This is a genomic window from Diaphorobacter sp. MNS-0, from assembly GCF_019602835.1.
GTDB classification, from domain to species: Bacteria; Pseudomonadota; Gammaproteobacteria; order Burkholderiales; family Burkholderiaceae_C; genus Diaphorobacter; species Diaphorobacter nitroreducens.
This window is the reverse complement of record NZ_CP080761.1, coordinates 245,245-268,965: the sequence shown is the minus strand read 5'-3', so window position 1 is coordinate 268,965 and position 23,721 is coordinate 245,245. Positions and strand designations below refer to the sequence as shown.

The window sequence follows — 23,721 nt, the reverse complement described above, 5'->3', positions numbered from 1 at the left end:
GGGTGAAACGGCCGGCTGGCTCAGTGCTGCCAGCTCAGTGAAAACTCGTCGTCGTCTTCGTCGATGTAGCCGGAAAGCGTGACGAGGTTGACGTGCAGCTGCTGCAGGTTGAAGCGCTGCCCGGTCTGCTCTTCGATGGTTGCGCGCCGAATGACAAGCCGACCGGGCGCGTTGATCTTCACGAGCCCCTGCGGATAGGTGGCTACGGCTTCGGCGTTGTCGGCCAGGATGGCGTCCACAACGGGGCGGGACTCTTCGTTGTCCTGAAAGGCAATGAAGACGCTGGAGATGACGGAGGCGTTGGGGGTGTTCATGGTGATGACCTCCTTCAGACAGCCAGGCCGCACTTGCGGGCACGCGCGTCCAGCGCCGCGCGCACGGCAGTCAGGGCCGCGCTGCCTTGTGCGCCCAGCGCCATCTCTGCCACCGGCGCCAGCGCGGCCTGCGCACTGTCGGCATAGGTCTTGAACCAGCCGGTAATCAGCGCGCGGTTGTCGTCCGATGCGGCGGCGGCCACTTTGATGACCGCGTCCACCCAGCGTGCGCTCTCGTCATGCCATTCGGGCATGAAGGCCGTGAGCATGGCCACCGCCGTACCGCCCTGCACCGCAAGGTGGTCGTCCACGAAATGCGTGTAGATCAGTGGGTACAGCAGACCGTCGAGCGCCAGGTTCTGCGCCACAAACAGCTCGAACGGGTCGTTGACGACCAGCGTGTCCTCCACCAGCTTGCGCAGTCCCTGCCAGCGCGGGTCCTGCAGCCAGTCGTTCTTGCCGGCTTCCAGTGCGCCGGGCTCGCCCAGTGCCAGCCCCAGGCGCGTGAGGTACTGCGCAACCGCCAGATGGTCCATGGCATGGAACATGGCCGGTGCAGTGAACGCCGTGCCATAACCGCGTGAACAGATCGTGCAATTGTTCATGTTGGCGCCCCAGGCCGCGTGGCGCAGCGGCATGAGCACCTCGCAGGCTGCGGCGCGCTGCGCGTCAGGAATCTTGTCGATCAGGCCGCGCGACTCGACAAACTGGTAGTTGGCCTCCATCGCCTCTTGCTGGCGCGCACGCGCCATGGTCCAGTTGGCGTAGTAGAACTGGCGCGGGTCGCGCAGCGCGTCCCAATCGGCCAGCTTGACTGCGGTGCGCGCGGCATCAAACAGCTCAAACTCGGGCTCCCAGGTCGGGCGGTAATGAAAATTCACGGCGGGCTGTATGCCCAGCGTGGCTTCAAGGTAGCGCGACGCGGGCTTGTCGCCCGTGTAAGCAGCCACGCGGGCGAAGGTGTTGCGCAGCGGCTGAATTTCGCGCGCCTGCAAGTCGATGTTCATGGGGCTTATCTCCTGGTCGTGGTTGTTGGGGCAGGGCTCAGTCATCCAGGTGGCGCACGCGGTGCGCCGCGCAAAAGGCCTCGAATGCCGGTGCGGGGAGCATCAGCTCCACCGACAGCTCAGGCCATCCGATCGAGAACGAAAACTCGACAAGGCCGTTGTCGCGGCGGCCCAGCACGCGAACGAACCGCTGCGACAGATCGCAGACGGGTTGCGGGGTGGTGGCGGGCGCCTCGGTGGCAGTGCAGGTCATGGCTGTCTCCTGTTCGGTTTTGCGCCATCTGTTTTGCACGGGCCATGCCAATGCTGGCGTTTTGCGCGCAAATATCGATAAATCCAGGGTTAATCCCTAGCAAATCGCGTCAAAGAGGCCCGCCCGCAGGTTGGTAGCCGCCGGCTGCGGCACCCGCGGACAGCCCGGAGCCGCGATTGCTGCACAGCAGCATGATGTTTTGATGAGACCCAGGGGTCAGCCAGTTCATGAAATGATGAAAAACCTCCCCGGGTCGATCCCGATGGACGACCACCCGCTGTTTATCGATACTTTTTTCATGCCAGCCACCACCCTGCCCCCCTACCCGTCCGACGCCGACTTGCGCCGGCTGGTGCACTTCTCGCCCGTCGATGGGCGCATCTGGCTGGCTGATCAGCGCATGCTGCTGGTACATGCGGCGGCCTTTCAGGCGTTGCGGCGCGAGCTGGTGGCCAGCCTGGGGCCGGAGCACGCCCGCCGCTTGCTGATGCGTGCGGGCTACGCATCGGGCGAGCGCGATGCGCTGCTGGCGCGCCAGGTGCGGCCGGGCGCATCGCTGTTCGACGCCTTTGCCGTCGGGCCGCAGCTGCACATGCTGGAAGGCGCGGTGCGCGTGCAGCCGCAGGTGTTCGAGCACGACGAGGCAGCAGGCCACTTTCACGGCATCTTTCAGTGGGATCACAGCTGGGAGGCCGAGGTGCACCAGCGCGCCTGGGGCCCGCAAGGTGCGCCCGTGTGCTGGATGCTGCTGGGCTATGCCTCGGGCTACACCAGCGCGTTCTTTCGGCGTCCGGCCCTTTTCAAGGAAGTGCAATGCACTGCCTGCGGCCACCCGCACTGCCTGATCGAGGGCCGCTTTGAGCACGAATGGCCCGACGGCGAGCAGCTGGCGCGCGACTACGACCCTGACTCCATGCTGGTGCGCCTGGGCGAGCTGCAGTCGCAGGTGGATGCGCTGCGCACCCAGCTACAGCCCGCAGATGATCAGGGCCCGCTGCTGGGACGCTCGCGCGCCTTCAACGACACCGTGGAGCTGCTGCGCAAGGCCGCGCCCACGCAGGTCACCGTGCTGCTGACCGGCGAGACCGGCGTGGGCAAAGAGCGCTTTGCGCGCGCGCTGCACGCCATGGGCCCGCGCGCCGACAAGCCCTTCGTGGCAGTCAACTGCGCGGCGCTGCCCGCCGATTTGATCGAAAGCGAGCTCTTCGGCGCCGAAAAAGGCGCCTACACCGGCGCCACCGCCGCGCGCGTGGGCCGCTTCGAGCGCGCGCACGGCGGCACCTTACTGCTGGACGAGCTGGGCGAGCTGCCGCTACCCGCGCAGGCCAAGCTGCTGCGCGTGCTGCAGCAGGGCGAAGTGGAGCGCCTGGGCGGCACGCAGCCGCGCAAGGTGGACGTGCGCGTGGTCGCCGCCACCAACGTCGATCTGGAAAAAGCCGTGGAGGAAGGGCGCTTTCGGCGCGACCTGCTCTACCGCCTGAACGTCTATCCCATCCGCATACCGGCGCTGCGCGAGCGCGCGGACGACATCGAACTGCTGGCCATGCACCTGCTGCAGCGCTACGCCGCCCTGCACGGCAAGCGCCTGGCGGGCTTCACTGACCTGGCCATGACCGCCATGCGCCAGCACGCCTGGCCCGGCAACGTGCGCGAGCTGGAAAACCTGGTCGAGCGCGGCGTGATCCTGGCGCCCAACGACGACCTGGTGGACGCCGCCATGCTCTTTCCCACGTCAGCCCTGCCCACGGCCCACACCGTGAACGCCGCCGGTGCGCTGGAAAGCGAAGCGCACTGCCAGCAAAGCGCCAGTCTGTACGACACCCTGCAAGCCAGCGGCCTGACGCTGGACGCGCTCGAAGACGCGCTGATCCGCGAAGCCGTGGCGCGCGCGGGCGGCAACCTGGCGGCAGCGGCGCGCGCGCTGGGGCTGACCCGCCCACAACTGAGCTACCGCCTGTCGCGCCTGCAAGAGCGGCCGCTGGCGGCTTCGTGAGGCGAACGCCAGCCCCGCATTGCCATGGCCAAACGCAGTTTTCACCCCCTGATTGCACTGCCCGGCGGCGACGCCGCCGAGGACGCAGCCCTGTACGACGCCCCCTCGCGCACGCTGATCGAGCAAACCTACGCCACGCTGCGCAGCGACATCGTCGAGGGGCGCCTTGCGCCCGGCAGCAAGCTGCGCATCGAGCACCTGCGCACCCAGTACGCGGTGGGCGCGGGCACGCTGCGCGAGGCGCTCACGCGGCTGGTCAGCGACGCGCTGGTGACCGTGGAGGGGCAGCGCGGCTTTCGCGTGGCGCCCATCGCGCTGCAAGAGCTGGAAGACATCACCACGCTGCGCGTGCACATCGAGACCGACGCGCTGCGCCAGTCCATTCGCGCCGGTGACGCGCAGTGGCGCGAGGCGCTTGCCGAGGCCTATGCGGCGATATCTGCCGAGGAACAGCCCATCGCGCCGCACCGCCGCCGCCAGTGGGAGCTGCTGAACGTGCGCTTTCATGAGGCGCTGCTGGCGGGACACGACTCGCCGTGGACCGTGCGCGTGTTGCGCCTGCTGTCGCGCCACAGCGAGCGCTACCGCTTCTGCGCCATGGGCCTGCCGGGCGGTGTACGCGATGTGCACGCCGAGCACACCGAAATCTTCGAGCTGGCCATGTCAGGCCAGGACGCGCGCGCCGCGCTGGCGCTGGAGGCGCACATCCGCGCCACGCCCGACCTGCTGATCCGCGCCCTGCGCGAAGGCCGCGCCTTTTTGCCGGGCTGCGCACCGCCGCAGCTTCAAGTCAAATCAGCTGCCAGCCCTTGAACAGCGAGCGCTGCCAGCTACTAATAAAGTAGCAAATCAGCCCCCCCGCGCTGCCTGGTACAGCCCCTGCACCTTGGGCACGTTCTGCTCCAGCTCGCGGATGCGGTCGGGCCCCGACGGGTGGGTGGACAGGAACGCGATGCCGCCGTTGCCCGTGGCCTCGCCCATCTTGCGCCATAGGCTCACGGCGGCCTGCGGGTTGTAGCCGGCGCGGGCGGCCAACTCCAGGCCGACCAGGTCCGCGTCGGTCTCGTCGGAGCGGCTGAACTTGAGCGTGAGCAGCTGCGCCCCCAGGTTGGCGGCTGCATTGCCCAGGTCGCCCAGGCCCAGCAGCTGCGCGCCCAGCGACAGGCCGATGCTGGTGGCCTGGCTCTTGGCCACGCGCGAGCGGGCGTGCTCGCGCAGCGCGTGGGCCATTTCGTGGCCCATGATCATGGCGGCCTCGTCGCCGGTCAGCTTGAGCTGATCCAGGATGCCCGTGTAGAACGCAATCTTGCCGCCCGGCATGCAAAAGGCGTTGATCTGGCGGCTAGCGATCAGGTTGATCTCCCAGCGCCACTGGGCCGCGCGGCTGTTCCACTGCGCGGCGTGGGGAATGAGGCGGCGGGCAATGCCGCGCAGCGCCACCAGCTGCGGGTGGTTGTCCGGCGCCAGTGCGCGTTTGGCCTTGGCCTGCGCCAGCAGCTGGCTGTATTGCTGCACGGCGGATTCTTCCAGCGTCTCGGCGGGCACCAGCATGCGCATGCCCGATGCGCTGCCCACATCCACCTGCGCCGCCGCCGGCAGCGCCGCCGCGCCTGCCGCCGCCAGCACAAAGGCGCGGCGCGCCTGCCAGATTCCGCCGGCCTGATCACCGCGCACGTCACCGCGCGCATTCACGCGCGCAACGCAGCACAGGCAGCCCGGCCAGGCGGACAACGAGGACAAGGGGTTGGTAGTGCGGGTGGTCATGCGCGCGAGTCTAGGACACCCTGGCGCGCTGCGCCACACCGGGTGGGCGCGCCCTGCGGCGGGCGCCGCCGCAGCGTGCGGATAATCCCGCCACAGCACGCACCTGCACCTGTCCTGCGCTGCTCGGGTGCTCATACCGCACCCGCCCTGCACTCATCTCGCACTCATCTCGCGCACCCTGCCGCCCCTGCACATGCCCCCCGACACCACCACCGCCGCCGCCCCTGCCGCAGCCACCAATGCCACCGCCGCCCCCCGGCGCAGCTGGCGCCAGGCCTGGCTTGTCTATCTGGAGCCCGCCAGCCTGCGCATGCTGGCCCTGGGCTTTGCCGCCGGGCTGCCGCTGTTGCTGGTGCTGGGCACGCTGTCTTTCAGGCTGCGCGAGGCGGGCATCGACCGCACCACCATCGGCTATCTGTCGTGGGTGGGGCTGGCCTATGCGTTCAAGTGGGTCTGGTCGCCGCTGGTGGACCGCCTGCCGCTGCCACTGCTCACGCGCTGGCTGGGGCGCCGGCGCAGCTGGCTGCTGCTGGCGCAGGCGCTGGTGATGGCCGGGCTGGTGGGCATGGCGCTGGCCGACCCGCGCGACGCGCTGGGGCCCATGGTGTGGTGCGCGCTGCTGGTGGCCTTCGGCTCGGCCACGCAGGACATCGCGCTGGATGCCTTCCGCATCGAATCTGCCGACGCCGACCACCAGGCCGCCCTGGCCGCCACCTACCAGACGGGCTACCGCCTGGCCATGATCTGGGCCGGCGCGGGCGTGCTGTGGGTGGCCGCGCGTGCCGAGGTGGCGGGATTGGCCGGCTACCAGGCCAGCGCCTGGGCCACGGCCTATCTGGTGATGGCGGCGTCGATGCTGGTGGGCACGGTGACGGTGCTGCTGTCACCCGAGCCCCAATCCGATGCCGCGCGCCCACTGCCGCCCGCGCGCAACCTGGGCGAGTGGCTGCATGGCGCGGTGGTGGCGCCGTTTGCCGACTTCATTCGGCGCTACCGTTGGCAGGCGGCGCTGATCCTGGCGCTGATCGCCGTGTACCGCATCAGCGACGTGGTCATGGGCATCATGGCCAACCCGTTCTACGTGGACATGGGCTACACCAAGGACGAGGTGGCCGCCGTGACCAAGGTCTTCGGCGTGGTGATGACGCTGGCCGGCGCCTTCGTGGGCGGCGTGCTGTCCATGCGCCTGGGCGTGATGCGCGTGCTGATGCTGGGCGCGGTGCTCAGCGCGCTGACCAACCTGCTGTTTGCCTGGCTGTCCGGGCATGGCCACGACCTGACCGCGCTGGTGGCCGTGGTCAGCGCCGACAACCTGGCCGGCGGCATCGCATCGGCGGCGTTCATCGCCTATCTGTCCAGCCTGACCAACGTGCAGTACTCGGCCACGCAATACGCACTGTTCAGCTCGATGATGCTGTTGCTGCCCAAATGGCTCGCGGGCTTCTCGGGCCAGTTCGTGGACGCGCAGGGCTACAGCGCGTTCTTCACGGGCACGGCCCTGCTGGGCCTGCCGGTGCTGCTGCTGGTGGCGCTGGCGTCCAGAGCCCAATCACCCTCCAGCGCTTGATGGACAAGCGCGGGCAGCTATCAAAACGAGACCCACAACGGTTTACCTAACTTTACCCGGCCGACAACCCTGCGAGATGCCGCGCGGGGAACATGGCAGTCCAGAAAGGCCCACCCACCCATGAGTTCGCAACTGCTGATGATCGAAGACGACCACCGCCTCGCGCAGATGGTGGGCGAGTACCTCGGCCAGTCCGGATTGCAGGTCACGCACATGGCCGACGGCGCCAGCGGCCTGGCGCGGCTGCAGGCGCCCGAGGGCGGCCAGCTGCCCGACCTGGTGATCCTGGACCTGATGCTGCCCGACATCGACGGCCTGGAGGTGTGCCGGCGCATCCGCGCGCTGCCGGGCGCCGCCGCCCAGGTGCCGGTGCTGATGCTCACGGCCAAGGGCGACCCCATGGACCGCGTGATCGGACTGGAGATCGGCGCCGACGACTACCTGCCCAAGCCCTTCGAGCCGCGCGAGCTGCTGGCGCGCATCCGCGCCATCCTGCGCCGGCGCGAGAGCGGCGCCCAGCCGGCCACGCAGGTGCTGCGCTTCGGCTCGCTGGAGATCGACCGCGACGCACGCACCGTCAGCGTGCACGGCCAGCCGGCGGAGCTGACCTCCTACCAGTTCGACCTGCTGGTGACCATGGCCGAGCGCGCGGGCCGCGTGCTCACGCGCGACCAGATCATGGAGGCCGTGCGCGGGCGCGAGCTGGAGGCGTTCGACCGCTCCATCGACGTGCACATGGGCCGCATCCGCGCGGCCATCGAGGCCGACCCCAAGAACCCGCGCCGCATCCTCACCGTGCGCGGCGTGGGCTATGTCTTCGCCAAGCAGCAGGACTGACCTGCCTCTTTTGAAAAGCCCCGCACGCATGTCCCTCATCAGCCCCTTCTCCCGCCGCCTGTACCTGCGCATCTGGCTGGCCGTGGTCGGGGGCGTGCTGGTGTTCGCCTTCGCCGTGGGCATGGCCTGGCGCTGGGCGGCCGAGCAGAACCAGCAGCAGCCGCCCTCGCGCGAGATCCGCATCACGGACGCCGCGGGCCGCACGCTGGTGGATGGCGTGGGCCTGCGCCAGCGGCGCGACCCCAGCGAAGGCGTGCTCTACCGCATCGAGAGCGCCACAGGCGAGGTGTTCGAGATGCACCTGTCCCCGCGCACGCCACGCATGCGCCCCGACGAGCGCGGTCCCGCCGCGTGGTTCCGCCCGCCCTTCGGCTTTCTGTGGATGCTCGCGCTGGTGGGCATTGCCGTCACCGTGGGCGTGTTTCCCATCATCCGGCGGCTGCTGCAGCGGCTGGAGCAGCTGCAGCGCAGCGTGCAGCGCTTCGGCGAGGGCGACTTGTCGGTGCGCGTGGCCGAGCAGGGCCATGACGAGGTGGCGGCGCTGGCGCGCCAGTTCAACGCCGCCGCCGCGCGCATCGAGACGCTGGTGCAGTCGCACAAATCGCTGCTGGCGAATGCCTCGCACGAGTTGCGCTCGCCGCTCACGCGCATCCGCATGGGGCTGGAGCTGATGCAGGGCGGCACGCCCTCCCCTGCATTCCGCGCCGAGATTGAACGCAACATCGCCGAACTGGACCAGTTGGTGGACGAGATCCTGCTGGCCAGCCGCCTGGATTCCGGCGCCGCCGATGTGGGCACGGTCGAGCCCGTGGACTTGGTGGGCCTGGCCGTGGAGGAATGCGTGCGCGTGGACGCCGAACTGCACGTAGGCTCCGGCGATGGTGCAGACGCCATGACGGCGCCCGTCGAAGTGCCGGGCGTGTCCAAGCTGCTGCGCCGCGCCGTGCGCAACCTGCTGGAGAACGCGCGGCGCTACAGCCAGGGCGAGATCACCCTCACCCTCACGCGCGAAGGGCACGACGCCGTGCTGCGCGTGTGCGACCACGGTCCGGGCGTGCCGCCCGCGCAGCGCGAACGCATCTTCGAGCCCTTCTACCGCCTGCCGGGCGCCAGCGAACGCTCGGGCGGCGTGGGCCTGGGCCTGGCGCTGGTGCGCTCCATCGCGGCGCGCCATGGGGGCAGCGTGGTGTGCGAGGACCGGCCCGATGGCGCGGCAGGCGCCTGCTTCACGCTGCGCCTGCCGGTCAAACGCTGAAGGTCTGCGCACACGCCCTTGCCCCAGCAGGCACATTCGCCCATGTTGTAGGGTGGCGCTTTTCCGTTCCGCAAGGCCTGCCCATGACCGCCGCCGCGCCCTTCTTTGCACCTGCGCCGCCGCTGCAAGTGGCGCACTGGTTCAACACCCCCGAGCCGCTCACGCTGGACAGCCTGCGCGGGCGTGTGGTGGTGCTGCACGCTTTTCAGATGCTGTGCCCTGGTTGCGTGGAGCACGGCATCCCGCAGGCGCGGCGCGTGCATGAGGCGTTTGCGCAGGATCAACTCGTCGTGATCGGCCTGCACACGGTGTTCGAGCACCACGCCGTGCAGGGCACGCCAGAGGTGCTGCAGGCCTTCATTCACGAATACCGGCTGCGCTTTCCCATCGGCCTGGACCAGCCCGATGCGCCGCGCAGCATTCCACGGACCATGCAGAGCCTGTCGCTCAGCGGAACGCCCAGCCTGGTGGTGCTGGACCCGCAGGGCCGCGTGCGCCTGCACCACTTCGGCCATCTGGACGATCTGCGGCTGGGCGCGCTGCTGGGCCGGCTGCTGGCGGAACCCACGCCAGCCGCCCCGGCGACCGTGCCCGCCACGGGCTGCGACGATGGCGGCTGCCCACTGCCCGATCAGCCCCGCCCATGAACACGACCCCCTTGCCTTCCGAACCCATCACCCTGGGCACGCTGCGCACCGTGCTCACCGGCCGCGCGCAACCCTACACCCGCCCCGGCAGCCGCAGCGCCATTGCCAAGCAGGCACGCAGCGGCCCCGTCGCCGTAGGCGCGGAGGGACTGGACGGTGACGAGCAGGGCGACCTGCGCGTGCACGGCGGCCCCGACAAGGCCGTGCACTGCTATGCATGGCCGCAGTACACGCCCTGGCGCGAGGAGCTGGCGGGCCACGCCACGGCGCAGGCGCTGCTCGCGCAGCCCGGTGCCTTTGGCGAGAATTTCAGCCTGGACGGCGTGCAGGAGGCCCAGGTGTGCATTGCGGACCAGTGGCGCATCGGCAGCGCCGTTTTCGAGGTCAGCCAGGGCCGCCAGCCCTGCTGGAAGCTGAACGACCGCTTCCAGGTGCCCGACATGGCGCTGCGCGTGCAACGCAGCCTGCGCGCGGGTTGGTATCTGCGCGTTCTGCAACCCGGGACGGTGCAGGCGGGCGACACCGTCTGGCTCCTCGCGCGGCCGCGGCCCGCGTGGCCCATCGCACGGTTGCTGGAGGTGATCGACCGGCGCGACTGCACACCCGCCACGCTGCGCGAAATCCTCGCGCTGCCGCTGCCGCCGTCATGGCAGCGGCTGTTCCAGCGGCGCCTGGACAGCGGACAGAGCGAGGCCTGGGACGCGCGCCTGCAAGGGCAGCACTGACGGCCTGTCAGGCGCGCTGCGGCCAGCGCCAGGCCGACCAGCCGTACATCGCCGCGCCGGCCACCAGTGCCCCCGCCGCCAGCGCCAGCCCGCGGGCAAAACCCTGTCCGGCATCGGCGTGCGCGAGCAGCCACGCCACCAGCGGCGGACCCGCGATCTGGCCCAGGCCGTAGACGGCCGTGACCAGGCTCGCAAAGCTGTCGGCAGACTGCGGCCACAGGCGCCGCGCCTCCTGCAGGCCGTAGAAGGTGATGGCCGTGAACGGCAGGCCCACCAACGCGCTGCTGAGTGCAAAGCCCGCCGGCGTGGGCCAAAGCAGCCCCAGCACGATGCCCAGCGCCTGCAGCGCATACGCCGCCAGCAGCAGCCAGCGCCGGTCCCAGGCGCTGGGCGCGCGCGTGCTGAGCGCCGCGCCCACGGCCACGCCCGCGCCGAACATCGGCCAGAAAAGGTCGGGCCAGGGTGAACCGGAGGGCAGCGCGGCACGCGCAATCACGGGCAGGAAGGTGGCGGTCACGATGTAGCCCAGCCCCGCCAGGCCGTACGCTACGGCGTGCACGCCGCGCGCCGCCAGGGTGCCGGCGTTTCCCCCCTGCGCGGCCGCGCGGGGCTGGGCACCGGCGTCGGCCTTGACCGCGCGGCCACGCACCACGGGCCACACGCCCACGCACAGCAGCACCGAGAGCACCCCGAACACCACCCAGCCCGAGGCCGCACGCCACTGCGCTGCCACCATCGCGCTGGCGGCCAGCCCCGTGAGCACGATGCCCACGCCCGGCCCGCAGAAGATCAGCCCGCCCATGGCCGGGCGGCCCAGCACCGCCAGGCGCACCATGCACCAGGCCGCCACGTTCAGCAGCACGAAGGCGCTGGCGGCCCCGGCCGCAAAGCGCAGCGCCGGCCACGCGGCGGCCACGGGAAGCGCCATCGCCAGCGTGAGCAGCACCGTGGCCACCAGCCCGGCACGCGCCAGCCGCGCCGGATGCCAGCGTGCATAAAAACCCGGTGCCACCCAGGGCAGTGCCATGCAGGCCAGCGCCCCCAGCAGGTAGCCCACGTAATTGGCCGTGGCCAGCCAACTGCCCTCGGTGAGGGTCAACACCCCGTCGTGCAGCATCATGGGCAGCAGCGGGGTGAACGCGAACCGCCCCACGCCCATAGCCACCGCCAGCGCCAGCATGCCGGCCAGGGCCACGGCATGGGGCCGCTCGCTCCAGTGCAGGGCGGGCCCGCGGGGCGCGGGCACATCAATCGACGGGGTGGCTTGTGGTTCCATGGCGCGGTCTCCGGCGGTATGATCGCCATCAATCTTTTTTTAAGATGATTTTTTGACAAATCATCTCACAAACATATCCATGGACCTGGTCGCACTGGAGATTTTTCGCACGGTGGCCCATGAGGGCAGCGTGACGCGGGCGGCCGAGCGGCTGGGCCGCGCCCAGTCCAACGTGACCACGCGCGTGCAGCAGCTGGAGGAGCAACTGGGCACCGCCCTGTTCCTGCGCGAGGGGCGGCGCATGGTGCTCACACCCGCAGGCGCCACGCTGCAAGGTTATGCCGAGCGCCTGCTGGCGCTGGCCGAGGAGGCGCGGCAGGCCCTGCACCCGGGCACTCCCGCCGGCCACCTGCGCATCGGCGCCATGGAAAGCACGGCCGCCGCACGCCTGCCCGCGCCCCTGGCGCAACTGCATGCGCGCTGGCCCGCGCTGGTGCTGGAGTTGCGCACCGCCCCGTCGCGCCAACTCGTGGAGCAGGTGCTGGCCCACGAACTCGACTGCGCCCTGGTGGCCTGGCCGCCGCCGGGCCTGGACGAGGAGGCCCCGGTGCAGCGCACGCCCGTCTGGACGGAATCGCTGCTGCTGGCCCTGCCGGCCAGCCACCCGCCCGTCGAAACACCTGCCGACCTGCGCGTGCACACCCTGGCCGCGTTTGCGCACGGCTGCACCTACCGCCGCATCGGCGAAGACTGGATGCGCCAGGCCACGGGCCAGGCGCCGCAGGTGCTGGAGCTCGCGTCCTACCCCGCCATCCTGGCCTGCGTGGCCGGGGGCCGTTGCGCCGGCGTGGTGCCTGAGGCGATGGTCGATCTGCTGCACACGCCGCCCGCGCTGCGCTGGGTGCCGCTGGGCCCCTGCGACACGGTGCTGGTGCACCGCACGGGCTATGCCACGCCCGCGCTGGCCGCGCTGCAAGCAGCGCTACACGGCGCCCAGGACACCCCCTCTGTCCTCGCCCCCGATTCTTCTTTGCGGAGCTGACCCCATGAATGCCTTGCTGCAACGGCTGCAGATCGACCTGCCCCTCTTCCAGGGGCCCATGACGGGCTCGGACACGCCCCAGTTGGCTGCCGCCGTCTCCCAGGCCGGCGGCCTGGGCTTTCTGGGCTGCGGCATGCGGTCGCCTCAGGCCATGCGCGAGGCCGCTGCCGCCGTGCGTGCGGCCACCGCCAAGCCCTTCGGCATGAACCTGTTCGTGCTGGAGCAGCCCACGCCCGATGCGGCCACGGTGCAAGCGGCCATAGCCCGCCTGACGCCGCTGTACGCCGACCTGGGCCTGCCCCCGCCCGAAGCGCCAGCGCGTTGGTGCGAAGACTTTGACGCCCAGTTCGAGGCGCTGCTGCAGGCCCGCCCCGCGGTGGCCAGCTTCACCTTCGGCATCCTGAGCCGCGCGCAGGTGCGGCGCCTACAGGACGAAGCGGGCTGCTGCGTGATCGGCACCGCCACCACGCTGGCCGAGGCGCAGGCATGGGCCGCCGTGGGTGCGGACGCCGTCGTCGCCAGCGGCATGGAGGCCGGCGGCCACCGCGGCACCTTTCTGGGCGACTTCGAGGCCAGCATGGTCGGCACCCTGGCGCTGGTGCCGCAGTGCGTGGATGCGCTCTCCATCCCGGTGATTGCCGCCGGCGGCATCATGGACGGGCGCGGCATTGCGGCTGCCCAGGCGCTGGGCGCGCAGGGGGTGCAGTTGGGTACGGCCTTCCTCGCCTGCCCCGAGTCCGCCATCGGCCCTGCGCAGCGCGCCGCCATGGCCCGCGCACAGGCCACGGACACGCGCGTCACGCGCATCTACTCCGGCCGACCCGCCCGCGGCATCGTCAACACGCTGATGCAGCGGCTGGCACCGCACGAGGCCACGGTGCCGGCGTACCCGGTGCAGAACGCGCTGACCGGCCCACTGCGCAAGGCCGCCGCCAGCCAGGGACGCGCGGACTACCTGTCCCTGTGGGCAGGCCAGGGCGTTGCCGCCGCGCGCGCGCTGCCGGCACAGCAGCTGGTGGCGCTGCTGGCGCAGGAATGGCAGGCCGCACTGCGGCGCCTGAAGGTTTAAGTCTTTTGGGGCTCTAGCGCTTTACCATCAAGCGCCAGCAGCTATTTAATATATAGCAAAGCAGAGAATTATCGGAGGGCGGGGCGATCCCCATCCAGCCACTGCCCCGCCACGCTGTCCGGCAGGTACAGGCCCTGCGTCAGGTAGTCGTCCAGCCGCCGGCGGTCGGGCGAACGCAGTTTGATCAGCGGCGGCAGCGGCCCGCGCGCACGCATGAACAGCAGCCGCAGCTTGAGCGCAGCGCGGCGCCAGCGGCCCTGCACGTGCAGGAAGTACGGCCCCGACTCCGCCGGGGACAGGCTCAGTCGGTAGCTGCCGCCGCGCAGCAGGATCACCTGTAGCGCCAGGTGCATGGTCAGGTAGGCGGGCATGTCGATGCGCTGCAGCGCCTGCGTGTACAGGCCCTGGGCCTGCAGGTGGGCGATGTACTGCTCGCCGGTGCGGGCGATGACCTCCTGCGTGAATTCACGCTGCAGATCCTCGATGAAGGGGCTGCCGGGCGGCGCGGCCATGAACCAGTTCTCCACCACCGGCCGGTCCGGGACACTGGTGTACTGCTGCAGGTAGTAGCCCACGAAGTCGGCACCCGTGCGCGCCTGCTCCTGCAGAACCCAGTCCAGCGGCTGGGTGAGGATGGTGCTCGCGTCCAGCCAGATGCCGCCGTGGCGGCGCAGCAGCTCCAGGCGGATCCAGTCGGCACGCTTGGCCGCCGATGCGCCGTCGAGGGCAGCAGGGATGGCCGGCAGGTACCGCAGCACGCCACGCTCGTCCAGGATGCGGATCTCGAAATGCGGATGCAGGCGCCGCCAGTGGTCGAAGCAGCGCTGCACCAGCAGCGGCGGTGTGCCGCCCTGCCAGTAGCTCCAGAGAATGCGGGGAATGGCCGTGCGCGCGGCCGGCGCTGCGGCTGCGGTGCCCGTGGCGTGCAGCGTGAACACGGGTGCCGGGGCGGGCTCCAGGTCGCGCGGGCGCAGGCGGTACCAGCGCTTCAGCCAGCCCGCCAGCCACAGTTCGCCCCGGTGCTTCCAGTGGGCGGAGGATGGCGCATGCGACATGGGTCAGCCCTTTGCTTCGACCGCCACGACACCCCAGGCACGGCGCAGCCGCAGAGCGCGCAGCCACCAGCCGCGCCGCACGTAGGCGCGCAGCAAGGCCTGCGCCGACAACGGCGATGCCGCAGCGAAGTCGTCACGCAATCGCTGCGCTGCGGCTCGGCGTTCGGCCACGGGCAGATCGGCCCGCTCCAGGAAGCGCGCCGCGCCGGCAAGGTTGCGCGCACTCTGGTGGGCCAGGGCGAAATGCAGCGCCGCGCTGCCAGGCAAGGCCCCTTCGGCCTCGGCCGTGCGCAGCGCATGGGCAAACGCGCCCAATGCCCGTGACTGATCGAGCGCCTTAGGCAAGGTCATCGTCGCCAGGATGCTGCTGCCGCGCTGGCGGTAGGCCACCCAGGGCTGGGGCATGTAGCAATAGCTGCGCGCGCGCAGCAGGGCCAGCGGCATGGCGGCCATGTCCTCGAAGTAGCGGCCCGCGGGAAAGCGCAGGTCCGCGCCCCACAGCGCGCGCCGCGTGACCTTGGACCAGGCATGCAACTGCCCGGTCATCAACACGCCCGTCAGCAGCGCAGCGCGGTCGCGCTGAAGCCCTCCCTCCGGGCCGGCAAAGGTGGCGCGATGGCCCTCGCCGCGCAGCCGGTGCTTGAGTTGCGTACGCTCGCGCCACACCATGAAGTCGCACAGCACCGCATCCGGGGCATGGCGCTGCACGGTGGCCTGTAAACCGGCCAGCGCACCGGGCAGCAGCTTGTCGTCGGAGTCCAGGAACCAGAGGTATTCACCGCGGGCGGCGTCAATCATGGTGTTGCGCGCGGCGCTCAGGCCCTGGTTGACCGCGTGGCGCATCAGGGTCAGCCGGCCGGGCCAGCGCTGCGCCAATTGCTCCATGAGCGCACGCGAGCCATCGGTGGAACAGTCGTCGAGCACCAGCACCTCCACGCCTGCCCCCCCCTCCACGGCAAGCGGCAGTTGCGCCACCTGCTCCACCACGGAGGTGAGACACGCTTCCAGATAGTCCCGCACGTTGTAGACCGGCACCAGGATGCTGAGCCAGGGCGCAGCCGGCGCGCGCACGGCGCCGCTCACTGAGCAACCTCCAACCCCCGCAGCAGCAGGTCCTCGTACCGCTTCGTCATGGTCTGCAGGCTGTATAGATGCCGGGCATCTTCCTGCGCAGCCTGGGCCATGCGCCGCGCCTCGTCATCGCGCACTAGCAGCCGCTCCAGTGCGTCGGACAGCGAAGCGGGATCGGCATGTTCGGCCAGCAGGCCATTGCGGCCGTCATCGATGATTTCCTGCACGCCCACCACACGGCTGCCCACCACCGCACAGCCTGCGGCCATGCCCTCGATCAGCGACAGCGGCATGCCCTCGTAGTGCGTGGCCAGCACGCAGATGCGGTGGCCCATGAGCAGTCCCGGCACATCACCGCAATGGCCCAGGAATTCCACCTGCCCGTCCAACCCTAGGGCCGTGCACAGCTTGCGCGCCGCCCGCTGCGCCGCCGCCTTGCCGCCGCCGGCCAGTTTGACGGGCGGCGTGAGGCCGCGATCGCGCAGCAGCGCGACGGCGCGCAGCAGCGTGGCATGGTCCTTCTGGCGCGCAAAGCGCGCGGCCATGACGATGCCCGGCACACGGTCGGCCCAAGCGGGATGGCGCGCCAGCTCATACGGCCCCAGCGCGATGCCGTTGGGAATGGCCACGGTCTTGGCGGCGGGAAAGCCACGCGCGAGCAGGCTCTGGCGCACGCCTTCGGAGACGCCCACGATGAGGTCGGTGCGCTCAGCCAGCCACAGCGCTTGGCGCAGCCGCCAGGCGGTGTAGCGCTCGCGCGAGTTGTGCTCTACATGCACCAGGTGGGGCACGCCGGCGATCAACCCGGCATAGCGGCCCCATAAATGCTCGCTGAACCCATGGGCCACCAGCACATCGGGTTGGAAACGCCGGCAGAGCGCGACCAGCTGCCAGATGGTGGCCACGTGCGCCCAGCCGGCCACGGTTTCCACAGTTAGCCCCTGGTCCCGCAGGGCCTGCACGCGTTCGTTGCGCGTGTGCCGCTTGCGGCGCAGCACCAGCAAGGCCTCGCAGCGGCCCGAAGCCGCGTGCGCTCGTACCAGATCCACGGCCACCTGCGTGGCGCCGGAAAACCCGCCCGTCACGAAATGCAGCACCCGCGGCCGGCGCACGGCCGGGGTGCCGGCCGCGCCGGGAAGGCCAGGGGCAGACGCCGCAGACACCATGGCGTGGCCTTATGCCGCAGCCGCAGCGGATCCCTTGCCCGCGTACAGCGCGTCCATGCCGCGCACCGCCGACCAGGTGGTCATCACCATGAACAGGTAGAACATGATCCCGCTGTTGTGTGCAAAGAAGACCTGCGTCATTCCGAATCCCGCGTACAGCAACGGAATGCACACGCCCGCCATGCGCAGCGCCAGCACCTGCGCACGCACCTCGGCCGCTTGCCCCGCGTAGGCGGCCATGCGCGCGCGGGTGGGCCAGAACATGCCCAGCGGCACCGCATAGAACAGCAGCAGCAACAGCACGCCCACAAGGCCCGCCTTGATGAACATATCCAGGGGTTCGTTGTGGGTGTAGATGTACTCAAGGATGGAGGGCTCGTACTGCCCCGCCGCCACCCGCTTTTCCTTTTCGGCCAGATAGCCGCGCATCCCCCAGCCGAGAATGGGTTTCTCCAGGCCTACCTCCCAAGCAAAGCGCCAATGCTCCAGCCGCTGACCCACGGAGGTGTCGGCCGCGCGTTCGGTGCCGTAAATCAGCACTTCCTGCTCCATGATGTCCCAGCGCTCTGCCAGCACCGCATGATTGGCTGCGCCCAGCACCAGCAGCGCAATGGCAGCGCCCGCCAGGGTGCGCCACAGTTCGCGGCAGAAAAAGCGCCACAGCAGATACAGCCCCCACGGCGCCGCCAGCAACAGCGCCAGCCAGCCGCCACGCGACTGTGAGAGAACAGAAGCGTTGAATGCCAACAGCACGGCGATACATGCTAGTGCCACATCCCGACGGTTGAGATGCTCGCGCAACGCAATGGTCTGGACGGCAAGCATGGTGCCCAGCAAGAGTGCCAGATTGCCCCACTGAATGGCATTGGTCCTGCCTGTCGGGAAACCCGAGGCACGCGGAGCCCCTTCCACGTACACCTGCCACAGCGCGACGGCGCCAGCGCCCGCACAACCTGCCACCAACCCCCAGAACTGGGCGCGCGGCCGAGGCCCTACAGGGCTCACAAACAACAGGCAGGCAATACCCAGAGCGAATTTGGACGGTCGGTCCCATCCTCCCAGTCCCTCCAGGGGATTGGCCAATACCAACCAGAGGATGCCCATGCCGAGCATGATGGCCGCAAAGCTCCAGGTCCAGCGATCCTGCGGCAGACGAGGCCATCGGTGCGCAGAGCACAGCGCACCAACCAGCAGCAGCACGGCGCCATAGGAGTAGCCTGACTGCACCGTCAACGCCAGCGCAGGCAGCAGGAACAAGGCCGCCGTGGCGACCCGGCGAGGCCAGGGGCCTGGGCCCAGAAGGTTTTCAAGGGTCATGAACAGTACGCAGCCCAGAGCCTGCGGATCAGCCCTGCAGTGATCAAGGCACCACCGCCAACGCGACGGGGGTGCCAACACAGGCGTGGCGCGAACGCCGCATCAATGCCCGGCGTGGACAACCTCGCCCGCCTTCAGGCGGTACACGGTGCCGCAGTAGGGGCACTTGGCCTCGCCCGTGTGGGCCACGTCCAGGTAGACCTTGGGGTGGCTGTTCCAGAGCTTCATGTCGGCCTTGGGGCTGGGGCAATACACCCCGCCCTGGAGGTTGAGATCCTTGGCCAGCAGTTCAACGATGGCTTGTGACATGGGTTCAGACCTTGGTGAGCCAGTGGGCGTACTTGGGATTGCGGCCGTTCACGATGTCGAAGAAGGCCGATTGGATCTTCTCGGTCAGCGGGCCGCGGCTGCCGCTGCCGATCTGCACGCGGTCCAGTTCGCGGATCGGGGTGATCTCGGCGGCCGTGCCGCTGAAGAAGGCCTCGTCGGCGATGTACACCTCGTCGCGCGTGATGCGCTTTTGCACCAGCTCCAGCCCCAGGTCCTTGCAGATGTGGAACACGGTGTTGCGCGTGATGCCGTTGAGCGCGCCGGCCGACAGGTCGGGGGTGTACACCACGCCGTCCTTGATGATGAACACGTTCTCGCCCGAGCCTTCGGACACGAAGCCGGCGCTGTCCAGCAGCAGGGCTTCGTCGTAGCCATCATCGGTGGCTTCCATGTTGGCCAGGATGGAGTTGGTGTAGTTGCTCGACGCCTTGGCCTGCGTCATGGTGATGTTGACGTGGTGGCGCGTGAAGCTGCTGGTCTTGACGCGGATGCCGCGTTGCATGCCTTCCTCGCCCAGGTACGCGCCCCAGGCCCAGGCGGCGACGATCAGGTGAATCTTGTTGCCCTTGGGCGAGACGCCCAGTTTTTCCGAGCCGATCCACGTCAGCGGACGCAGGTAGCAGGATTCGAGCTGGTTTTCGCGCACCACGGCCTTCTGTGCCTCATTCACCTCGTCCTTGGTGAAGGGGATCGTCATGCGCAGGATCTTGGCGCTGTTGAACAGGCGGTTGGTGTGCTCTTCCAGGCGGAAGATGGCCGTGCCCTGCTCCGTCTTGTAGGCGCGCACGCCTTCGAAGGCGCCGCAGCCGTAGTGCAGCGAATGGGTCAGCACGTGGATCTTGGCGTCGCGCCAATCCACCATCTGGCCATCCATCCAGATCTTGCCGTCACGGTCGGCCATGGAGGGAACAACGGGGCTCATGGAGATCCTTTTCGAGAGAACTGCGTGGGTCGCAAAGCGGGCAATTCTACGATTCGTCCGCCGGGTTGGCGGCGGCAGGGGGGCCGGCGTCCTCCTGCGGGGCGGGTCGCACCAGTTCCCAGCGCACCAGGCGACCGTTGACGAACTCGCAGGTCACGTGCGACTGCGTGCCGTCGGTCCAGCGGTAGAGCTCGGGCTGCTGGCCGTCCGCCGACAGCTGCTGGCCCAGGGCGCGCGTCATGGCGACCACGTGCAGCAGGTTCACACCGGCTTTCAGCTTGGCATTGAGCATTACCGCGCTGCCCACGTAGCCGATCGGGTGGTTACGGGCCTTCTGCATCACGTTCATGAGCCGCGTGTAATGCAGCAGCCCCCACATGACCAGCCCTCCGCTCACGGTGAGGATGCCCTGAGGGCCATAGGCGCGGTAGGCGGCAATGACCAGGACGACGATGCCCGCCGGGATCAATATCTTGCGCAGATTCATGGCCGCATTGTCCTACGCAGCACCACCAGCGCCGCTGTGGAAGCTGCGTAGCCCCAGGGACACGACGCGTCAGTCCAGCCCGCGCACGGCAGTCATGGCCTCGTCCACGCGCTCCACTGCGTGGATCTCCAGCCCGGCGATCGGCTTCTTGGGCGCATTGGCTTTGGGCACCACGGCCACCGTGAAGCCCAGTTTGGCGGCTTCCTTCAGGCGCTCCTGGCCACGCGGCGCGGGGCGCACCTCGCCAGCCAGGCCCACCTCGCCAAACGCGATGAAGCCCTTGGGCAACGCCTTGCCGCGCAGGCTGCTGGTGATGGCCAGCATCACGGCCAGGTCGGCCGCGGGTTCGCTGATGCGCACGCCCCCAACGGCATTGACGAATACGTCCTGGTCGGCGCAGGCCACGCCCGCGTGGCGGTGCAGCACGGCCAGCAGCATGGCCAGGCGGTCGCGCTCCAGCCCCACCGACAGGCGCCGCGGGCTGGGCCCCCCGCCGTCCACCAGCGCCTGGATCTCCACCAGCATCGGCCGCGTGCCCTCCAGCGTGACCAGCACGCAGCTGCCGGGCACCGGCTCGCTGTGCTGGCTCAAGAAAATGGCACTGGGGTTCGCCACACCTTTGAGGCCCTTCTCGGTCATGGCGAACACGCCGATCTCGTTCACGGCGCCAAAGCGGTTCTTGATGGCGCGCACCAGACGGAAGCTGCTGTGCGTGTCGCCCTCGAAGTACAGCACCGTGTCCACCATGTGCTCCAGCACGCGCGGGCCGGCCAGCGCGCCTTCCTTGGTCACGTGGCCCACCAGGATGACGGCGATGCCTGTGGCCTTGGCCATGCGCGTGAGGTGGGCCGCGCACTCGCGCACCTGGGCCACCGAGCCCGGGGCGCTGGTGAGCTGGTCGGAATAGACGGTCTGGATGGAGTCGATCACGCACACCGCGGGCTGCGTGGCCTCCACGGTGGCGAGGATTTTTTCGAGTTGGATCTCGGCCAACACGTTCACCTGGCTCGCATCCAGCCCCAGCCGGCGCGAACGCAACGCCACCTGGGCGCCGCTCTCCTCGCCCGTCACGTACAGCGTGGGCAGGCCCGCGCGCTGCAGCGCGTCCATCGCCTGCAAGAGCAGCGTGGACTTGCCGATGCCCGGGTCGCCGCCGATGAGCACCACCCCGCCCTCGACCACGCCACCGCCCAGCACGCGGTCCAGTTCCTCGATGCCACTCGCCGTGCGCGCCACCTCGGTCGCCTCGATGGCGGCCAGCGGCATCACCGCCTGCGCCTGGGCCAGGCCCGCGTACTGGCCGGCCCCGCTCAGGCGGTTCTTGCCCGGTCCAGCGTCGGGCACGGATTCGATCAGGGTGTTCCACGCACCGCAGGAGGGGCATTTGCCCAGCCAGCGCGGACTGGTGCCACCGCATTCGGTGCAGGAGAAGATGGTTTTTTCTTTGGCCATGGTGGCAGGACGCAGCGTAGGCCGGCGGTGGGCCGGCGCGGGGGATCTGTCCTATCCTAACGGGCAGTGCCGCCCCGCCGGGCGAACACCGACTCAGGAAGGACCCCGCCATGCCCCTGCCGACACTTCGCCCCCTGGCCGCGCCGCTGCTGACCGCCTGCGCACTGGCGCTGGCCGCTTGCGACAAGAAGCCCGCCGATCCGCCGCACCTGCCCTCGGTCCCCGCCGTGCCCAAGCCCTCGGCGCCCGCCGCGCCCAAGCCCTCGGCGCCCGCCGCGCCCCTGCCCGGCGCGCAGCCGGCCAGCGTGGGCTCCTGAGTTCCTGGCGCATCAAAAAAAGGAGCTGTCAGCGCTTGCCACAAGCCACATTCAGGTACTTATTGCATCGAAATGACCTGGGATTGAGCGCAAGCCGCTCCTCTTTTTATAGATACGATCATCCATCCTCGATCACGCCCGCCGTCCATGACCTCTCTCACCCTCTACTTCACCCCCGGTACCTGCGCACAGGCCGTGCGTATTGCGCTGGAGGAAGCGCAAGCACCCTATACCCTGGTCCGCGTGGACTTCGCCAGCCAGCAGCAGCGCTCGCCCGAGTACCTCGCGGTCAATCCCAAGGGCCGCGTGCCCGCGCTGGTGACCGAGCACGGAACGCTCACCGAGACCCCCGCCCTGCTGGCCTACGTGGCGCAGCGCTTCGCGGATGCGCGCCTGGCGCCCGCCGACCCCTTCGGCTTCGCGCGCATGCAGGAATTCCACAGCTACCTGGCCTCCACCGTGCACATCGCCCACGCCCACCGCCCGCGCGCCAGCCGCTGGGCCGACGAGCCCGAGGCCCAGGCCGCCATGCAGCGCAAGGTGCCCGCCAACATGACGGAGTGCTTCACGCTGATCGAGCGCCACAACCTGGGCGACGGCCCGTGGGTGCTGGGCGAGCAGTACTCGGTGGCCGACGGCTACCTCTTCACCGTTGCGGGCTGGCTCAAGAGCGACGGCGTGGACATCGCGCAGTTTCCCAAGGTGCACGCGCACTCCCACCGCATGGCGCAGCGCCCCGCGGTGCAGCGCGCCCTGGCCTGACGCCCAGCCCCCCCCAAAAAAGGCCGGCGCCCCTTGCGAGGCCCCGGCCTGTAAAGGCCCGCAAGCGGGCCGGCTTTCATCCGTGACGGCGCATCAGTCGAAGGGCTGAGGGCGCTTGGTCGCATCGCTGGAGGGCGGCAGGATCGGCAGGGAGATCCGCGGCTGATCGCCCGTGAGCGTCTTGAGGAAGGCCACGATGTCGGCGTTCTCCTGCGCGGTGAACTTCTTGCCCAACTGGATGCGGCCCATGGTGTCCACGGCCTCGGCCAGCGTGTCGGCAGCGCCGTCGTGGAAGTAGGGGTAGGTCAGTTCCACGTTGCGCAGCGTGGGCACCTTGAAGTTGAAGCGCTCGGCATCGTTGCCCGTGACGGCGGAGCGGCCCTCGGCCGGGTTGTCCGTCTTGTATGCCTCGACCAGGCCCATCTTCTGGAAGGAGTTGCCGCCCAGGTTGGGGCCGTTGTGGCAGGCCACGCAGCCGCTGGTCTTGAAGAGCTGGTAGCCGCGCAGTTCCTGCGCCGTGATGGCCTTCTTGTCGCCCTTGAGCCATTGGTCGAAGCGCGCGTTGGGAGTCACCAGCGTTTCCTCGAACGCGGCAATGGCGGCCGTCACCTCGTCGATGGTGAGCTTGTCATGCCCGAAGACCCGCTTGAACTCCGCCACGTACTGGGGAATGGAGCGCAGCATGTCTACCGCGAGGTCATGCGAGAAGGCCATCTCGCCCGGGTTGGCGATGGGACCGCCCGCCTGCTCTTTCAGGTCCTTCGCGCGGCCGTCCCAGAACTGGGCCAGGTTGAGGCTGGAGTTCAACACCGTGGGCGAGTTGATCGGGCCTTTCTGCCATTTGTCGCCGATGGAGGTCTTGAGGTTGTCCGAGCCCCCCATGCTCAGGTTGTGGCACGAGTTGCACGAGATGAAGCCCGAGCGCGACAGGCGCGGATCGAACCACAGCTTCTTGCCCAGCGTGACCTGGGCGGGGTTGGTCACCTTGTGGGGCGCGATGGGCTGCACGGGCTCCTGTGCGCCGGCGCTGCCCATGGACAGCAGGGCCGCAGCCGAGACGATGCCCAGGAAGAACCGCGCGGCGGGACGGGAGGAGGGGGACTGGCTTTGCATAGGGGACTCCACTTCTTGTTCAGCGAACGTTCAAAGCGCT

At 69.4% G+C, this 23,721-nt stretch carries 25 protein-coding genes; 11 read left to right on the top strand and 14 right to left on the bottom strand.

All coding sequences use genetic code 11. The features are described 5' to 3' along the window. Nucleotides 1-20: 20 nt before the first annotated feature. Genes K2L43_RS01220 through K2L43_RS01210 form a run of 3 tightly spaced genes read right to left on the bottom strand, consistent with a single transcriptional unit; the run spans nt 21 to nt 1,574 of the window. The gene (locus tag K2L43_RS01220) at nt 21-290 is read right to left on the bottom strand and encodes an MmoB/DmpM family protein (protein WP_196996106.1); all 270 of its coding nucleotides are present in this window, start codon (nt 288-290) and stop codon (nt 21-23) included. Between the two features lie 38 nt (nt 291-328). Continuing rightward, entirely contained in the window at nt 329-1,321 is a 993-nt protein-coding gene (locus K2L43_RS01215; RefSeq protein ID WP_220638346.1) for an aromatic/alkene monooxygenase hydroxylase subunit beta, read from the bottom strand. 37 nt (nt 1,322-1,358) lie between these two features. Further along, a complete protein-coding gene (locus K2L43_RS01210) occupies nt 1,359-1,574 on the bottom strand; it encodes a phenol hydroxylase subunit (protein ID WP_220638345.1) in 216 nt (71 codons plus the stop codon). 298 nt (nt 1,575-1,872) lie between these two features. Between K2L43_RS01210 and K2L43_RS01205 the strand changes: the two genes are divergently transcribed. Both K2L43_RS01205 and K2L43_RS01200 read left to right on the top strand, forming a co-directional pair. After that, entirely contained in the window at nt 1,873-3,567 is a 1,695-nt protein-coding gene (locus K2L43_RS01205) for a sigma-54-dependent Fis family transcriptional regulator (RefSeq protein ID WP_220638344.1), read from the top strand. A gap of 24 nt (nt 3,568-3,591) precedes the next feature. Beyond that, a complete protein-coding gene (locus tag K2L43_RS01200; protein ID WP_011803673.1) occupies nt 3,592-4,380 on the top strand; it encodes a GntR family transcriptional regulator in 789 nt (262 codons plus the stop codon). Nucleotides 4,381-4,416: 36 nt separating this feature from the next. On the opposite strand, the gene K2L43_RS01195 is transcribed toward K2L43_RS01200, so the two are convergent. After that, nucleotides 4,417-5,331, bottom strand: coding sequence for a M48 family metallopeptidase (locus K2L43_RS01195; protein ID WP_255580508.1), 915 nt, complete (start codon nt 5,329-5,331; stop codon nt 4,417-4,419). Between the two features lie 193 nt (nt 5,332-5,524). Between K2L43_RS01195 and K2L43_RS01190 the strand changes: the two genes are divergently transcribed. From K2L43_RS01190 to K2L43_RS01170, 5 genes are all read left to right on the top strand, one after another. Next, nucleotides 5,525-6,898, top strand: a complete 1,374-nt coding sequence (locus tag K2L43_RS01190; protein ID WP_220638343.1) for an AmpG family muropeptide MFS transporter — start codon at nt 5,525-5,527, stop codon at nt 6,896-6,898. A 120-nt stretch (nt 6,899-7,018) separates the two neighbouring features. After that, a complete protein-coding gene (locus K2L43_RS01185) occupies nt 7,019-7,735 on the top strand; it encodes a response regulator transcription factor (RefSeq protein ID WP_047350236.1) in 717 nt (238 codons plus the stop codon). A 28-nt stretch (nt 7,736-7,763) separates the two neighbouring features. Continuing rightward, nucleotides 7,764-8,990 (top strand): ATP-binding protein, encoded by a 1,227-nt coding sequence (locus K2L43_RS01180; protein ID WP_220638342.1) that lies wholly within the window; start codon nt 7,764-7,766, stop codon nt 8,988-8,990. 83 nt (nt 8,991-9,073) lie between these two features. Further along, nucleotides 9,074-9,637 carry a redoxin domain-containing protein gene (locus K2L43_RS01175; RefSeq protein ID WP_047350215.1) on the top strand — a complete coding sequence of 188 codons (564 nt, stop codon included), beginning with the start codon at nt 9,074-9,076 and terminating at the stop codon, nt 9,635-9,637. Continuing rightward, nucleotides 9,634-10,362, top strand: coding sequence for an MOSC domain-containing protein (locus K2L43_RS01170; RefSeq protein ID WP_220638341.1), 729 nt, complete (start codon nt 9,634-9,636; stop codon nt 10,360-10,362). The genes K2L43_RS01175 and K2L43_RS01170 overlap by 4 nt, the downstream gene beginning before the upstream one ends. A gap of 7 nt (nt 10,363-10,369) precedes the next feature. Here K2L43_RS01170 and K2L43_RS01165 read toward each other — a convergent pair whose 3' ends face one another. After that, entirely contained in the window at nt 10,370-11,638 is a 1,269-nt protein-coding gene (locus tag K2L43_RS01165; RefSeq protein WP_220638340.1) for a YbfB/YjiJ family MFS transporter, read from the bottom strand. 79 nt (nt 11,639-11,717) lie between these two features. Between K2L43_RS01165 and K2L43_RS01160 the strand changes: the two genes are divergently transcribed. Then, entirely contained in the window at nt 11,718-12,620 is a 903-nt protein-coding gene (locus K2L43_RS01160; protein ID WP_220638339.1) for a LysR family transcriptional regulator, read from the top strand. Between the two features lie 4 nt (nt 12,621-12,624). Continuing rightward, nucleotides 12,625-13,689: a nitronate monooxygenase family protein gene (locus K2L43_RS01155; RefSeq protein WP_220638338.1), complete on the top strand. Its 1,065-nt coding sequence runs from the start codon at nt 12,625-12,627 to the stop codon at nt 13,687-13,689. Nucleotides 13,690-13,757: 68 nt separating this feature from the next. On the opposite strand, the gene K2L43_RS01150 is transcribed toward K2L43_RS01155, so the two are convergent. From K2L43_RS01150 to radA, 8 genes are all read right to left on the bottom strand, one after another. Next, nucleotides 13,758-14,744, bottom strand: coding sequence for a glycosyltransferase family 32 protein (locus K2L43_RS01150; RefSeq protein WP_220638337.1), 987 nt, complete (start codon nt 14,742-14,744; stop codon nt 13,758-13,760). 3 nt (nt 14,745-14,747) lie between these two features. Next, nucleotides 14,748-15,827: a glycosyltransferase family 2 protein gene (locus K2L43_RS01145; RefSeq protein WP_370633085.1), complete on the bottom strand. Its 1,080-nt coding sequence runs from the start codon at nt 15,825-15,827 to the stop codon at nt 14,748-14,750. Further along, nucleotides 15,824-16,981, bottom strand: a complete 1,158-nt coding sequence (locus K2L43_RS01140; RefSeq protein ID WP_220638336.1) for a glycosyltransferase — start codon at nt 16,979-16,981, stop codon at nt 15,824-15,826. Before K2L43_RS01140 ends, K2L43_RS01145 begins: the two co-directional genes overlap by 4 nt. Nucleotides 16,982-16,990: 9 nt before the next feature. Then, nucleotides 16,991-18,298, bottom strand: coding sequence for an O-antigen ligase (locus K2L43_RS01135; protein WP_220638335.1), 1,308 nt, complete (start codon nt 18,296-18,298; stop codon nt 16,991-16,993). A 102-nt stretch (nt 18,299-18,400) separates the two neighbouring features. Continuing rightward, nucleotides 18,401-18,607 carry a zinc-finger domain-containing protein gene (locus K2L43_RS01130; protein WP_088887884.1) on the bottom strand — a complete coding sequence of 69 codons (207 nt, stop codon included), beginning with the start codon at nt 18,605-18,607 and terminating at the stop codon, nt 18,401-18,403. Nucleotides 18,608-18,611: 4 nt separating this feature from the next. After that, nucleotides 18,612-19,550: a branched-chain amino acid transaminase gene (locus K2L43_RS01125; protein ID WP_047350207.1), complete on the bottom strand. Its 939-nt coding sequence runs from the start codon at nt 19,548-19,550 to the stop codon at nt 18,612-18,614. Between the two features lie 46 nt (nt 19,551-19,596). Next, nucleotides 19,597-20,037 (bottom strand): glycerate kinase, encoded by a 441-nt coding sequence (locus K2L43_RS01120; protein ID WP_088887885.1) that lies wholly within the window; start codon nt 20,035-20,037, stop codon nt 19,597-19,599. Between the two features lie 69 nt (nt 20,038-20,106). Next, entirely contained in the window at nt 20,107-21,489 is a 1,383-nt protein-coding gene (radA, locus tag K2L43_RS01115; RefSeq protein WP_011803649.1) for a DNA repair protein RadA, read from the bottom strand. A 110-nt stretch (nt 21,490-21,599) separates the two neighbouring features. Between radA and K2L43_RS01110 the strand changes: the two genes are divergently transcribed. Together K2L43_RS01110 and K2L43_RS01105 are read left to right on the top strand one after the other, a co-directional pair. Then, nucleotides 21,600-21,806 (top strand): hypothetical protein, encoded by a 207-nt coding sequence (locus K2L43_RS01110; protein WP_220638334.1) that lies wholly within the window; start codon nt 21,600-21,602, stop codon nt 21,804-21,806. A gap of 147 nt (nt 21,807-21,953) precedes the next feature. After that, nucleotides 21,954-22,568 carry a glutathione S-transferase family protein gene (locus tag K2L43_RS01105; protein WP_103736849.1) on the top strand — a complete coding sequence of 205 codons (615 nt, stop codon included), beginning with the start codon at nt 21,954-21,956 and terminating at the stop codon, nt 22,566-22,568. Between the two features lie 93 nt (nt 22,569-22,661). On the opposite strand, the gene K2L43_RS01100 is transcribed toward K2L43_RS01105, so the two are convergent. After that, the gene (locus tag K2L43_RS01100) at nt 22,662-23,681 is read right to left on the bottom strand and encodes a cytochrome-c peroxidase (RefSeq protein ID WP_304515501.1); all 1,020 of its coding nucleotides are present in this window, start codon (nt 23,679-23,681) and stop codon (nt 22,662-22,664) included. Nucleotides 23,682-23,721: the final 40 nt, after the last annotated feature.

What these genes read in the sequence shown, in the direction of transcription:
- K2L43_RS01215 (WP_220638346.1), bottom strand. Translation starts at nt 1,321, where the DNA reads ATGAACATCGACTTGCAGGCGCGCGAAATTCAGCCGCTGCGCAACACC.
- K2L43_RS01210 (WP_220638345.1), bottom strand. Translation starts at nt 1,574, where the DNA reads ATGACCTGCACTGCCACCGAGGCGCCCGCCACCACCCCGCAACCCGTC.
- K2L43_RS01205 (WP_220638344.1), top strand. Translation starts at nt 1,873, where the DNA reads ATGCCAGCCACCACCCTGCCCCCCTACCCGTCCGACGCCGACTTGCGC.
- K2L43_RS01200 (WP_011803673.1), top strand. Translation starts at nt 3,592, where the DNA reads ATGGCCAAACGCAGTTTTCACCCCCTGATTGCACTGCCCGGCGGCGAC.
- K2L43_RS01195 (WP_255580508.1), bottom strand. Translation starts at nt 5,331, where the DNA reads ATGACCACCCGCACTACCAACCCCTTGTCCTCGTTGTCCGCCTGGCCG.
- K2L43_RS01190 (WP_220638343.1), top strand. Translation starts at nt 5,525, where the DNA reads ATGCCCCCCGACACCACCACCGCCGCCGCCCCTGCCGCAGCCACCAAT.
- K2L43_RS01185 (WP_047350236.1), top strand. Translation starts at nt 7,019, where the DNA reads ATGAGTTCGCAACTGCTGATGATCGAAGACGACCACCGCCTCGCGCAG.
- K2L43_RS01180 (WP_220638342.1), top strand. Translation starts at nt 7,764, where the DNA reads ATGTCCCTCATCAGCCCCTTCTCCCGCCGCCTGTACCTGCGCATCTGG.
- K2L43_RS01175 (WP_047350215.1), top strand. Translation starts at nt 9,074, where the DNA reads ATGACCGCCGCCGCGCCCTTCTTTGCACCTGCGCCGCCGCTGCAAGTG.
- K2L43_RS01170 (WP_220638341.1), top strand. Translation starts at nt 9,634, where the DNA reads ATGAACACGACCCCCTTGCCTTCCGAACCCATCACCCTGGGCACGCTG.
- K2L43_RS01165 (WP_220638340.1), bottom strand. Translation starts at nt 11,638, where the DNA reads ATGGAACCACAAGCCACCCCGTCGATTGATGTGCCCGCGCCCCGCGGG.
- K2L43_RS01160 (WP_220638339.1), top strand. Translation starts at nt 11,718, where the DNA reads ATGGACCTGGTCGCACTGGAGATTTTTCGCACGGTGGCCCATGAGGGC.
- K2L43_RS01155 (WP_220638338.1), top strand. Translation starts at nt 12,625, where the DNA reads ATGAATGCCTTGCTGCAACGGCTGCAGATCGACCTGCCCCTCTTCCAG.
- K2L43_RS01150 (WP_220638337.1), bottom strand. Translation starts at nt 14,744, where the DNA reads ATGTCGCATGCGCCATCCTCCGCCCACTGGAAGCACCGGGGCGAACTG.
- K2L43_RS01140 (WP_220638336.1), bottom strand. Translation starts at nt 16,981, where the DNA reads ATGGTGTCTGCGGCGTCTGCCCCTGGCCTTCCCGGCGCGGCCGGCACC.
- K2L43_RS01135 (WP_220638335.1), bottom strand. Translation starts at nt 18,298, where the DNA reads ATGACCCTTGAAAACCTTCTGGGCCCAGGCCCCTGGCCTCGCCGGGTC.
- K2L43_RS01130 (WP_088887884.1), bottom strand. Translation starts at nt 18,607, where the DNA reads ATGTCACAAGCCATCGTTGAACTGCTGGCCAAGGATCTCAACCTCCAG.
- K2L43_RS01125 (WP_047350207.1), bottom strand. Translation starts at nt 19,550, where the DNA reads ATGAGCCCCGTTGTTCCCTCCATGGCCGACCGTGACGGCAAGATCTGG.
- K2L43_RS01120 (WP_088887885.1), bottom strand. Translation starts at nt 20,037, where the DNA reads ATGAATCTGCGCAAGATATTGATCCCGGCGGGCATCGTCGTCCTGGTC.
- radA (WP_011803649.1), bottom strand. Translation starts at nt 21,489, where the DNA reads ATGGCCAAAGAAAAAACCATCTTCTCCTGCACCGAATGCGGTGGCACC.
- K2L43_RS01110 (WP_220638334.1), top strand. Translation starts at nt 21,600, where the DNA reads ATGCCCCTGCCGACACTTCGCCCCCTGGCCGCGCCGCTGCTGACCGCC.
- K2L43_RS01105 (WP_103736849.1), top strand. Translation starts at nt 21,954, where the DNA reads ATGACCTCTCTCACCCTCTACTTCACCCCCGGTACCTGCGCACAGGCC.
- K2L43_RS01100 (WP_304515501.1), bottom strand. Translation starts at nt 23,681, where the DNA reads ATGCAAAGCCAGTCCCCCTCCTCCCGTCCCGCCGCGCGGTTCTTCCTG.